Genomic DNA, 11,313 nt, shown 5'->3' on the forward strand with positions numbered 1-11,313 from the left:
CCTGTTCCCGCAGGGCAGGCGGGTTATGCGGCGGCCGTCTCCCGCTCGGGTGTGCCCCGGGCGGCGGCGGCAGCGCGGTCGCGCTTCTCGCGCCGTACGAGAATGACCCACCCGACGGGCACGCCCGCGGTGAACAGCCACCACTGCACGGCGTACGCCATGTGCGGGCCGATGGAGCCTGAGTCGGGCTCGGGGATCTGCCGCGGGCTGCCGCCGGCCGCCGCGGGGGCGGTCTGCTCGATGTAGCCGCCGAGTACGGTCCGGCCGAGGAACCCGGCCTGCTGCTCGCTGTTGATCAGCATGACCTGGCGGTCCGGGAGGTCGCTCAGCTCCTTGATGCCGCTGGTGCCGGTCGTCTCGTCCGCCTTGAGGCGGCCGGTGACGGTGACCTCCCCCTTGGGGACCGCCGGGATGTCCGGGAAGGAGCGCTGGTCCGCGCCGAAGGGGATCCAGCCGCGGTTGACGAGGACCGCCCGGCCGTCGGCGAGGACGAGCGGGGTCAGGACGTGGAAGCCGACTGTCTCGTCGGCGTTGGTCCGGCGGCGTACGACGACCTCGTGCGCCGTGTCGAAGGTGCCCGTGGCCTCGACCCGTCGCCAGAAGTCGGCGCGCGGCACGGTGTGACCGGGGGAGGTGAGCTCGGTGACCGGGACCGGCTTCGCCTTGAGGTTGTCGGCGATCAGTGTGTTCTGCGCCACCCGGTGTTCGTGCCGGTGCAGCTGCCAGAAGCCGAGCTCGATCATCACGGGGATGAGGGCGAGGGCGAGCAGGGTGAGGATCACCCACTGCCGCGACAAGAGGAACCGGTACACGCCTTTGACGGTACCCGGCGGGTCGGCCGCACCCGGCAGCGGGTCCGCCGGGCCGGGCGCCCGCCCGTACACCTGTCCGAGATCACTCACACCCGGTCGACGATGCCCGCCTTCCCCTCGGCGCGGGCGCAGTGGGCGCCGCAGAACCACTGGCCTTCGACCTCGACGCCCTGGCCGATGATCTGGACGCGGCAGTGTTCACAGACGGGCGCCATGCGGTGGATGGCGCAGGAGAAGCAGTCGAAGACATGCACGGCGCCTTGCGCGTGCACCTCGAAGGACATGCCGTATTCGTTTCCGCAGACTTCGCAACGTGCCATGCGCCACAGGTTGGGACGCGGCGGCGCGGTGCGCGAGCGGACCGGGGGCGAGTCGCGGCGCAATCACCCGTCTGCCGGGGGCACCGCCGCGGGCGCCACGTCGCGCAGCAGATGTGTGAACGCGGCCTCGTCCACGACCGGTGTGCCGTACTCCGCCGCCTTCACCGTCTTGGACGTCGCCGAGCCGGGATCGTTCGTCACGAGCAGACTCGTCTTCCGCGAGACGCTGGTGGCGACATGCAGCCCCGCCTCGACGGCCCGGTCCTCCAGCAGCTCACGGTCGACCGACGTGTCACCCGAGAAGGCCACCCGCATCCCCTGCGCGAGCGGCTTGTCGCTCTCGTACCGCCCAGGGTTCGGATACGGACTGGGCGGCAGCCGGCGCGACGGGCGCCAGGTCGTCGGACGGTGCGTCGCCTGATGGCCGATCAGCGGCCTCGCCGGGCTGTCCGTCCACTCCGTGAGCGGCCGGCATTCGAGCAGCGGCAGCCGCACCCCGTCCCGCGCCGCCGCGTGCAGGCTCGGCCGGAACGCCTCCGCGAGCACCCGCGCGTCGTCCAGCGCGTGGTGCGCGCGCCGCTGGGCGACGCCGAAGTGCTCGGCGAGCGTGGCCAACTTGTGGTTGGGCAGCGGCAGTCGGAGCTCCTTGGCGAGTGCGATGGTGCACAGCCGCTGACGCGTGGGCGCGACCGCCTTCGCGCGCGCGTACTCCCGGGAGATCATCGACCAGTCGAAGAACGCGTTGTGCGCGACGAGCACCCGGTCCGCGAGCCGCTCCGAGAACTCCCGCGCGACATCCCTGAACAGCGGGGCGTCCGCCAGCACATCGGTCGTCAGCCCGTGGATCCAGACCGGTCCCGGGTCGCGCTCGGGATTGACCAGCGTGTACCAGTGGTCCTCGACGTCGCCCCGCGCGTCCAGCCGGTACACCGCCGCGGACACTATGCGGTCGTCGCGGGCGAGTCCGGTGGTCTCCACGTCGACGACCGCGTATCCCTGGGGGTACGCGGCCGGCCACATCGTCGAAGTCGCGGGGTCGTCGAGCATGGTCACAGAGAATACGGGCCACGACTGACAGTCCGTGACGCGCCTCTGACCAGTCGTCGCCCCGCCCGCGCGGTACGGGTGCTGACGGACCGTCCGGTCACCCGTTGGGGGAAGTCACCAAGAGCCGCTGACAGGATGTCTCACATACTTGTCGGTAACAACATCTAGCCGGGGCCGCGCACCCCGCTCTACGGTGCTTGGCATGCCGCCGAACCTGCCCGATGTCGTGCTGTGGTCGATCCCCGCGTTCGTCCTGCTCACCCTGGTCGAAGTGGTGAGTTACCGGCTCCATCCCGACGAGGACGCCGCCGGGTACTCGGGCAAGGACGCCGCCACCAGCCTCTCCATGGGGCTCGGCAGCCTCGGCTTCGACCTCCTTTGGAAGATACCCGTCGTCGCCGTCTACACGGCGGCGTACGAGCTGACGCCCCTGCGCGTCCCCGTCCTGTGGTGGACCATCCCGCTCATGCTGCTCGCGCAGGACTTCTTCTACTACTGGTCCCACCGCGGCCACCACGTCGTGCGGATCCTCTGGGCCTGCCACGTGGTGCACCACTCCAGCCGGAAGTTCAACCTCAGCACCGCGCTGCGCCAGCCCTGGACCTCGCTCACCGTCTGGCCGTTCTACCTCCCGTTCATCCTCCTGGGGGCGCACCCCGCCGCGCTCGCCTTCTGCTCGTCGGCGAACCTCGTCTACCAGTTCTGGGTGCACACCGAGCGGATCGACAAGCTGCCCCGGCCCTTCGAGTACGTGCTGAACACGCCGTCGCACCACCGGGTGCACCACGCCTCCCAGGGCGGCTATCTGGACCGCAACTTCGGCGGGATCCTGATCGTCTGGGACCGGCTCTTCGGCTCCTTCGCGGCCGAGACCGAGCGGCCGGTCTACGGGCTCACGAAGAACATCGAGACCTACAACCCGCTGCGGGTCGCCACCCACGAGTACGCCGCCATCGCACGCGACGTACGGGCCGCCCGCGACTGGCGCGAACGGGCCGGACGGGTCTTCCGGGGACCCGGCTGGCAGCCCGAGTGAGCCGCCCGCCCGCGAAGCCGCTCCTGGTGGCCTTCGCGCTCGCCGCCGTCGCCGAACTGGTCTGCGTCGCCGTCGGCTCACGCACCGGCCAACTCGTCGCCAAGCCCCTGCTGATGCCGCTCCTCGCCGCGTACGTGGCCGCCAGGGGAGGCCCCCGGCTCCTCGTCGCCGCGCTGCTCCTCGGCTGGGGCGGCGACGTGCTCCTGCTCGTCCCGGCCGACGCGGCGTTCCTCGCGGGCATGGGGTGCTTCGCCGCCGGACACCTCTGCTACCTGACGCTGTTCGGCCGCCGCCGTACGCGCGTCGATCTCGCGGTCGGATACGGCCTCGTGCTCGTCGTGGCGCTCGTCCTGCTGTGGCCCGGCCTCCCCGCCGAACTGCGCGTCCCCGTCGCCGTCTACAGCCTGCTGCTGGCCGCCATGGCCTACCGGGCGAGCGGTCTCGGGCCGCTCGCCGGCGCGGGCGGCGCGCTCTTCCTGCTCTCCGACACGCTCATCGCCACCGACGTCGCCGAGTGGCCCCAGCCCCCGGCCGCCGGTCTGTGGATCATGCTGACCTATCTCGCGGCCCAGGCCCTGCTCACGGCGGGCGTCGTGCACGCCGGCACGGGCCTCTCGCCCACGGAGGGCAGCCCGGCGGCCCGCACGGCCCGCCCCGTACACGACTGAGCGGGCCGCCCCACCGGGACGGCCCGCTCGTCTGCTCACGCTGTCGTGCTCAGCGGCGGACGGCGTCCAGCGCGTCCACCACGCCGGCACCGTAGAAGCCGTTCTTCTGCTTGTTGCCCTCGCACACCGCGTCGACGATGCCGTCACCGTCGATGTCGTACGGGTTGGTGCACGACGTCGCGTCGGCCTGGACGTTCAGCAACGTCTTGACCAGCCACGGCGAGGCGTACGGGTGGGTCGACTTGATCAGCGCCGCGACACCCGCCACGTGCGGGGACGCCATCGACGTACCGCCCTTGTAGCCGAAGCCACCACCGGGCAGCGTGCTCAGGATCAGACCGTTGACGGCGGGTGCCTCCGGGGTCTGGTACGCCGTCAGGTCGCCACCGGGAGCGGCGACGTCGACGGTCCCGAGACCGTAGTTGGAGTACGACGCCTTCAGGTTCTTCGCACCGGTCGCGGAGACCGTGACGACACCCGGCACCTGGGACGGAATGTCCAGGCACTCGGACGGGTCGATCACCCGGTCGGCCGGGGTGGTGTCGTTCGGGCTCGAACCGTCGTTGAGCTCGTCGGCGGCCAGGTCCATGTCGGAGTTGCCGGCGGCGGCGACATTGACGATGCCCTTGCCCTCGGCGTACCGGGTGGCCCGCGTGACGGCGTCGGCCAGGGCTTTCTGGTCCGGGTCGTCCTCGCAGTTGAACAGCCACGGGTCGGTGTAATAGCTGTTGTTCGTCACATCGACGCCGTGCTCGGCGGCCCAGACGAAGCCGCAGACGACGGCCTCGGTGTAGAAGAAGCCGTCGGGCTGGGACACCTTGATGCCGGAGACCTTCACGCCCGGAGCGACGCCGGTGACACCGGTGCCGTTCTTGGCCGCGGCGATCGTGCCCGCGACGTGCGTGCCGTGGTCGCTCTCCCCGGGGCCCGGACGCCAGGCGCCGTCCGCCGTGTTGGGCGTGCCGCCCACACAGCTGACCGACGCGCGACGGTCGAAGTTCGGAGCGAGGTCGGGGTGGGTGTCGTCGACACCCGTGTCGATGACGCCGACGGTGACCTTGCTGCTGCCGAGCGACTTCTGGTGCGCCTTGTCCGCCTTGATGGCCGGCAGGTCCCACTGGAGGGGCTCCAGCGCGTCCTGGTCGGCGCCGGCCTTCGCCGTGGCGGCCTTCGCCTCCTTGGCGGACAGCGGCTGCTCGGCCTCGATGTCCGTGGTGGTCTGGGCCGTCAGCGGCTTCGTACGGGTGGCACCCGCCGAAGCGACGCCCCGGACCTTGCGGATCGCCGGGCCGAACTCCGGGTTCTGCGAGTGGACGACGATGACGCCTATCTGGTCATAGGCGATCACCACGGTGCCACCGGCCTTGGTGATGGCTTTCTTCACCGACTTGACGGTGGAGTGCCCGCCGTTGGTGTTCACGACGTACGACAGCTTCGGGCCGTCCGCCGAGACAGCGGCCGGGACGTCGTCGGCCGGCGCCGCCGACGCGGACCCGGCCGGCAGGAAGCCGAGCGAGGCGATGAGCGCCAGACCGACGGGCAGAACCAGTGCGTGCCGCCGTCTGGATCTCAGATGAGCCATGGGTTCTCCACATCATCCGTGAGGCCGCCCCTGCGCACAGCGCGCATGGGCGGGTACATGACGAGCGAAGCTATCGCTGATCATCCCTGCTCATCAATGATTTCGGGCAGAAAATCGCCGGTGTTGAACCACTTCGCCGCGCTCTCCGTGCCGTTGTCAGGGGGTGGACAACATCACCCCCTCAGTGAGCGCCCCCTCGACCACCCCTACCGCACCTGCGTCACGAGGAGATTCCGTGGCTACCGATGGACCGCCGCCGCCCAAGGGCAACTCGGACCCCAGCACCCCCGCCCAGCCCACGACAGCACAGTTCACAGAGGTCCAGGAGAGCGCCGAATTCGGTGAACTGCGCCGTACGTACCGCTCCTTCGCCTTCCCCCTGACCATCGCCTTCATCGCCTGGTACCTGCTGTACGTGCTGCTGTCCAACTACGCCGGCGGCTTCATGGGCACGAAGCTCTTCGGCAACATCAACGTCGCCTTCGTCTTCGGCCTCGGTCAGTTCCTCACGACGTTCCTCATCGCCTGGTTCTACTCGAAGTACGCATCGCAGAAGCTCGACCCCAAGGGCGCGGCGATCAAGTCCCGTATGGAGGCCGACCTGTGAGCCCGACCATCCAGCTGACCGAGGCCGCCGGAATCCAGCTGGCCGCCAACACCGACGCCAGCGAGCACCGGCCGCTGATCATCACGCTCTTCGCGCTGTTCGTCATCGCCACCCTCGTCATCACCGTCTGGGCCGGCCGGCAGACCAAGAGCGCCGCCGACTTCTACGCGGGCGGACGCCAGTTCACCGCCTTCCAGAACGGCCTCGCCGTCTCCGGCGACTACATGTCCGCCGCCTCCTTCCTCGGTATCGCCGGCGCCATCGCCCTCTTCGGCTACGACGGCTTCCTCTACTCCATCGGCTTCCTGGTCGCCTGGCTCGTCGCGCTGCTGCTGGTCGCCGAACCGCTGCGCAACTCCGGCCGCTACACCATGGGCGACGTCCTCGCCTACCGGATGCGCCAGCGCCCCGTCCGTACGGCGGCGGGCGCCTCCACCATCGTCGTCTCGATCTTCTATCTGCTGGCCCAGATGGCCGGCGCGGGCGTGCTCGTCTCGCTGCTGCTCGGCATCACCAGCGACGCGGGCAAGATCCTGATCGTCGCCCTGGTCGGCATCCTGATGATCGTCTACGTCACCATCGGCGGGATGAAGGGCACCACCTGGGTCCAGATGGTCAAGGCCGTCCTGCTCATCGCGGGCACCCTGCTCATCACCTTCCTGGTGCTGCTCAAGTTCAACTTCAACGTCTCCGACCTGCTCGGCAGCGCCGCCTCCAACAGCGGCAAGGGCTCGGCCTTCCTGGAGCCCGGACTCAAGTACGGCCTCACGGAGACCTCGAAGCTCGACTTCATCTCGCTGGGCATCGCGCTCGTCCTCGGCACCGCCGGACTGCCGCACATCCTGATCCGCTTCTACACGGTGCCCACCGCCAAGGCGGCTCGTAAGTCCGTCAACTGGGCCATCGGCATCATCGGCGGCTTCTACCTGATGACCATCGCCCTGGGCTTCGGCGCGGCGGCCCTGCTCACTCCGGAGGAGATCACCAGTTCCAACGCGGCGGGCAACACAGCGGCGCCACTGCTCGCGATGGAGATCGGCGGTGGCGGTGACTCCACCGGCGGCGCCATTCTGCTCGCCGTCATCTCCGCGGTCGCCTTCGCCACCATCCTCGCGGTCGTGGCCGGTCTGACGCTGGCGTCCTCGTCGTCGTTCGCGCACGACATCTACGCCAACGTCATCCGCCGGGGCAAGGCCACCGAGAAGGAGGAGGTGCGCGCGGCCCGCTACGCGACCGTCGCCATCGGCGTCGTCTCCATCGCGCTCGGCGCCCTCGCCCGCGACCTGAACGTCGCCGGTCTGGTGGCCCTCGCCTTCGCGGTCGCCGCCTCCGCCAACCTGCCGACGCTTCTCTACAGCCTTTTCTGGAAGCGGTTCAACACGGTCGGCGCGCTCTGGTCGATCTACGGCGGTCTGGCCTCGTCCGTCCTGCTGGTCCTGTTCTCGCCGGTCGTCTCCTCCAAGCCCTCCTCGATGTTCCCGGACGTGGACTTCGCCTTCTTCCCGCTGGAGAACCCCGGACTGATCTCGATCCCGCTGGGCTTCCTGCTCGGCTGGCTCGCCTCGGTCCTCTCCAAGGAGGAGCCCGACGTCAAGAAGTACGCCGAGCTGGAGGTCAAGTCGCTCACCGGCACCGGGGCGCACTGACCCGATCGGTCCACTGATCGATTCGCTGATCGAATTCAACCGAAGAGAGAGCCACGGGCGTGGCCGCGTCGTAGAGTCCTACGACGCGGCCACGCCGCTCCTTGTAGGAAACGGGCCCGGTGGATGTCAGAGGTCTGCCGTACGCTCGAAAGATCGGTCGCACACGAGACCGAGACGACCGTCCCAGAGGTACCAGAGGCACCACGAGGAAGGGGGCTCACAGTGCTCATCGACACTTACGGCCGGGTGGCCACCGACCTGCGAGTCTCGCTCACCGACAAGTGCAATCTCCGGTGTACGTACTGCATGCCGGAAGAGGGCCTGCAGTGGCTCGCCAAGCCCGATCTCCTCACCGACGACGAAATCGTCAGACTCGTTCGTATCGCCGTGACCCTGCTCGGCGTGCGCGACGTCCGCTTCACCGGCGGTGAGCCGCTGCTGAGGCCCGGTCTCGTCGGGATCGTCGAGCGGTGCGCCGCCCTCGCGCCCCGCCCCAAGATGTCGGTGACGACCAACGGCATCGGGCTCCAGCGCACGGCCGCGGCGCTCAAGACCGCCGGTCTCGACCGGGTGAACGTCTCGCTCGACACCCTGCGCCGCGACGTCTTCAAGACCCTCACCAGGCGCGACCGCCACCAGGACGTGCTCGACGGGCTGGCCGCCGCGCGCGCGGCGGGCCTGACCCCCGTCAAGGTCAACACCGTCCTGATGCCGGGGCTCAACGACGACGAGGCCCCCGAGCTGCTCGCCTGGGCCGTCGAGAACGGCTACGAGCTGCGCTTCATCGAGCAGATGCCCCTCGACGCCCAGCACGGCTGGAAGCGGGAGGGGATGATCACCGCGGGCGACATCCTCCAGTCGCTGCGCACCCGCTTCACCCTCACCGAGGAGGGCGGCGAGGAGCGCGGGTCCGCCCCCGCCGAGCGCTGGATCGTGGACGGCGGGCCGCACCGGGTCGGTGTCATCGCCTCCGTCACCCGCCCGTTCTGCTCGGCCTGCGACCGCACCAGGCTCACCGCCGACGGTCAGGTGCGTACGTGTCTGTTCGCCCGTGAGGAGACCGATCTGCGCGCGGCCCTGCGCTCGGACGCCACCGACCAGGACATCGCGACGCTCTGGAAGCTGGCGATGTGGGGCAAGAAGGCGGGCTCCGGCCTGGACGACCCGCTGTTCCTCCAGCCCGACCGGCCCATGTCAGCCATCGGCGGGTGAGGTGTCGCGCTCCCACTCGGCCAGGGTCACGACGTCCTTGAGGAAGCCGCGGACACCGAGGAACGACGACAGGTGTTCGCGGTGCTCCTCGCAGGCCAGCCAGGTCTTCCGGCGCTCGGGCGTGTGCAGCTTGGGGTTGTTCCAGGCCAGCACCCACACGGCGGAGGCGCGGCAGCCCTTGGCCGAACAGGCAGGTCCGCCGGGGGGTCCTTCGGAGGCGCCGGGAGAATCGAAGAGGTCCACGGCCTCAAGCCTAGAGCGTGACGGGGGCGCGACCGACAGCCGCTGACCCCGGGAGATACGCCCGAAGGAGACGCGCCCCGAAAAAGGCGACGCCGAGCAGCCACGGGGGGAGCTGCCCGGCGTCGGTCCGTCGCTCCGACGGGGGATGCGGAGCGCCTACAAAGTATGTCACGGGTAGCCGGGTCAGGTGCACCGGAACTTCATGATTGATCTGAGCTTTTCTTGAGCTTCGAGAGTGTTCGAGTCAACTCCGGCCGCGCGGGGGAGCCGGCTGTTCGAAGTCCGCGGACCGCGCGCCGGATTCCGCTCCACCCGGCACGGGCGCGGGAGCGATCATCGGCCGGGCCGGCGGAGGCAGATGGGTCGACGGCAGGGAACCGGCGTTCTCCCGGCCCCCGTTGGCGATCACCACGGCCACGTACGGCAGCAGGACACCGAGGACAAGGCACCCGATCGCCACATAACGCTCCACATTCCACAGAGCGACGGCCAGGATCACCGCGAGGGTGCGCACCAGCATGGAGATGACATAGCGCCGCTGTCTGCCGCGCACGTCCTCGTCGAGTCCCCGCCTCGCTCCCGTGATACGGAAAACCTCGGTGCTGCCCTGCTTCCGCATCACGGTCCACCATCCGATTCCCTCGCCGGCCGCTCCCAGTACCGGCCCCCGACCACGGTACGCCCGGCGTGCGCCTCCTACGAGAGGGGGTACCGCCTGATGGCGGCGCACCCCGTCCCCGCCCGAACACGTACGGCCCGGTACGCGAGTGGGCGTACCGGGCCGTACGGGGCTGCAGGGGTCGTAGCGGTGTCCCCCGGCTCAGGACGCCGTTTCCGCCGTGACCTCGACCGCGGCGAGGTTCTTCTTGCCCCGGCGCAGCACCAGCCAGCGCCCGTGCAGCAGCTCCCCGGCGTCCGGTACGGCTTCGGCGTCCGCGACCTTGACATTGTTCACGTACGCCCCGCCCTCCTTCACCGTGCGACGGGCCGCCGACTTGCTCGGCGCCAGCCCCACCTCGGTCAGCAGGTCCACCATCGGCGCCAGCTCCGCCACCCGCGCGTGCGGCACCTCTGACAGGGCCGCCGCCAGCGTCGCCGCGTCCAGCCCGGTCAGCTCACCCTGGCCGAACAGCGCCTTCGAAGCGGCGACCACACCGGCGCACTGCTCGGCGCCATGGACCAGCGTCGTCAGCTCCTCGGCCAGCGCCCGCTGCGCCGCACGGGCCTGCGGACGCTCCTCGGTCAGCTTCTCCAGCTCCTCGATCTCCGCGCGGGACTTGAAGCTGAAGATCCGCAGGAACTTGGAGACGTCCCGGTCGTCGGCGTTCAGCCAGAACTGGTAGAAGGCGTACGGCGTCGTCCGCTCGGGGTCCAGCCAGACCGTGCCGCTCTCCGTCTTGCCGAACTTGGTGCCGTCGGCCTTCGTGATCAGCGTGGTCGCCAGGGCGTGCACCGACGCCTCGGGCTCGACCCGGTGGATCAGATCCGTACCCGCCGTGAGATTGCCCCACTGGTCACTGCCGCCGGTCTGGAGCGTGCAGCCGTAGCGCCGGTACAGCTCCAGGAAGTCCATGCCCTGGAGGATCTGGTAGCTGAACTCGGTGTAGCTGATGCCCGCGTCGGAGTTCAGCCGCCGCGCGACCGCCTCCTTCGCGATCATCTTGTTGACCCGGAAGTACTTCCCGACGTCGCGCAGGAAGCTGATCGCCGACAGACCCGACGTCCAGTCCAGGTTGTTGACCATGGTCGCCGCGTGCGGACCCTCGAAGTCCAGGTAGCGCTCGATCTGCGCGCGCAGCCGCCCCACCCACTCGCCGACGACCTCGGGCTCGTTCAGGGTGCGCTCCGAGTTCGGCTTCGGGTCGCCGATCAGGCCCGTCGCCCCGCCGACCAGCCCCAGCGGACGGTTCCCCGCCTGCTGGATCCGGCGCATCGTGAGGATCTGGACCAGATTCCCCAGATGCAGGCTGGGCGCGGTCGGGTCGAAGCCGCAATAGAACGTGACGGGGCCGTCCGCGAACGCCTTGCGCAATGCGTCCTCGTCGGTGGACAGGGCGATCAGCCCACGCCACCGCAGCTCGTCGACGATATCCGTCACGTGTCTCGCGTCTCCTTCGGTGTCAGGTCGGCCCGGCGTCCA

General features: G+C 69.7%; 12 protein-coding genes. 5 read left to right on the forward strand and 7 right to left on the reverse strand.

The features are described 5' to 3' along the window. Positions 1–23: 23 nt before the first annotated feature. From OIE74_RS30460 to OIE74_RS30470, 3 genes are all read right to left on the reverse strand, one after another. Positions 24–812: an SURF1 family cytochrome oxidase biogenesis protein gene (locus OIE74_RS30460; protein ID WP_329392501.1), complete on the reverse strand. Its 789-nt coding sequence runs from the start codon at positions 810–812 to the stop codon at positions 24–26. 86 nt (positions 813–898) lie between these two features. Next, positions 899–1,132, reverse strand: coding sequence for a hypothetical protein (locus tag OIE74_RS30465; RefSeq protein ID WP_329389300.1), 234 nt, complete (start codon positions 1,130–1,132; stop codon positions 899–901). Positions 1,133–1,195: 63 nt separating this feature from the next. Continuing rightward, positions 1,196–2,185, reverse strand: coding sequence for a DEDDh family exonuclease (locus tag OIE74_RS30470; protein ID WP_329389302.1), 990 nt, complete (start codon positions 2,183–2,185; stop codon positions 1,196–1,198). Between the two features lie 196 nt (positions 2,186–2,381). On the opposite strand from OIE74_RS30470, the gene OIE74_RS30475 reads away from it, so the two are divergent. Both OIE74_RS30475 and OIE74_RS30480 read left to right on the forward strand, forming a co-directional pair. Next, positions 2,382–3,215 (forward strand): sterol desaturase family protein, encoded by an 834-nt coding sequence (locus OIE74_RS30475; protein WP_189108716.1) that lies wholly within the window; start codon positions 2,382–2,384, stop codon positions 3,213–3,215. Next, complete coding sequence (locus OIE74_RS30480) at positions 3,212–3,883, forward strand: lysoplasmalogenase (RefSeq protein ID WP_329389304.1); 672 nt, start codon at positions 3,212–3,214, stop codon at positions 3,881–3,883. The genes OIE74_RS30475 and OIE74_RS30480 overlap by 4 nt, the downstream gene beginning before the upstream one ends. Before the next feature lie 49 nt (positions 3,884–3,932). Here the strand turns inward: OIE74_RS30480 and OIE74_RS30485 are convergent, their stop codons facing one another. After that, on the reverse strand, positions 3,933–5,465 hold the full coding sequence (locus tag OIE74_RS30485; protein WP_329389306.1) for a S8 family peptidase: 1,533 nt from the start codon (positions 5,463–5,465) through the stop codon (positions 3,933–3,935). A 235-nt stretch (positions 5,466–5,700) separates the two neighbouring features. On the opposite strand from OIE74_RS30485, the gene OIE74_RS30490 reads away from it, so the two are divergent. The 3 genes from OIE74_RS30490 to moaA all read left to right on the forward strand — a co-directional run bounded on the left by OIE74_RS30490 (position 5,701) and on the right by moaA (position 8,930). Next, complete coding sequence (locus tag OIE74_RS30490) at positions 5,701–6,072, forward strand: DUF485 domain-containing protein (protein ID WP_329389308.1); 372 nt, start codon at positions 5,701–5,703, stop codon at positions 6,070–6,072. After that, positions 6,069–7,718, forward strand: coding sequence for a solute symporter family protein (locus tag OIE74_RS30495; protein ID WP_443076276.1), 1,650 nt, complete (start codon positions 6,069–6,071; stop codon positions 7,716–7,718). The genes OIE74_RS30490 and OIE74_RS30495 overlap by 4 nt, the downstream gene beginning before the upstream one ends. Positions 7,719–7,940: 222 nt before the next feature. Next, positions 7,941–8,930 (forward strand): GTP 3',8-cyclase MoaA, encoded by a 990-nt coding sequence (gene moaA, locus OIE74_RS30500; RefSeq protein WP_329389310.1) that lies wholly within the window; start codon positions 7,941–7,943, stop codon positions 8,928–8,930. Here moaA and OIE74_RS30505 read toward each other — a convergent pair. From OIE74_RS30505 to tyrS, 3 genes are all read right to left on the reverse strand, one after another. Then, positions 8,913–9,173, reverse strand: coding sequence for a hypothetical protein (locus tag OIE74_RS30505; protein ID WP_329389312.1), 261 nt, complete (start codon positions 9,171–9,173; stop codon positions 8,913–8,915). The genes moaA and OIE74_RS30505 overlap by 18 nt on opposite strands. 244 nt (positions 9,174–9,417) lie before the next feature. Continuing rightward, on the reverse strand, positions 9,418–9,792 hold the full coding sequence (locus OIE74_RS30510) for a DUF3099 domain-containing protein (protein ID WP_329389315.1): 375 nt from the start codon (positions 9,790–9,792) through the stop codon (positions 9,418–9,420). Between the two features lie 201 nt (positions 9,793–9,993). Next, positions 9,994–11,271, reverse strand: coding sequence for a tyrosine--tRNA ligase (gene tyrS, locus OIE74_RS30515; RefSeq protein ID WP_329389317.1), 1,278 nt, complete (start codon positions 11,269–11,271; stop codon positions 9,994–9,996). Positions 11,272–11,313 lie beyond the last annotated feature (42 nt).

It is taken from the genome of Streptomyces sp. NBC_01716 (assembly GCF_036248275.1).
Taxonomy (GTDB): domain Bacteria; phylum Actinomycetota; class Actinomycetes; order Streptomycetales; family Streptomycetaceae; genus Streptomyces.

Coding starts and splice junctions, on each gene's coding strand:
- OIE74_RS30465 (WP_329389300.1), bottom strand. CDS start 1,132: ATGGCACGTTGCGAAGTCTGCGGAAACGAATACGGCATGTCCTTCGAG.
- OIE74_RS30475 (WP_189108716.1), top strand. CDS start 2,382: ATGCCGCCGAACCTGCCCGATGTCGTGCTGTGGTCGATCCCCGCGTTC.
- OIE74_RS30485 (WP_329389306.1), bottom strand. CDS start 5,465: ATGGCTCATCTGAGATCCAGACGGCGGCACGCACTGGTTCTGCCCGTC.
- OIE74_RS30510 (WP_329389315.1), bottom strand. CDS start 9,792: ATGCGGAAGCAGGGCAGCACCGAGGTTTTCCGTATCACGGGAGCGAGG.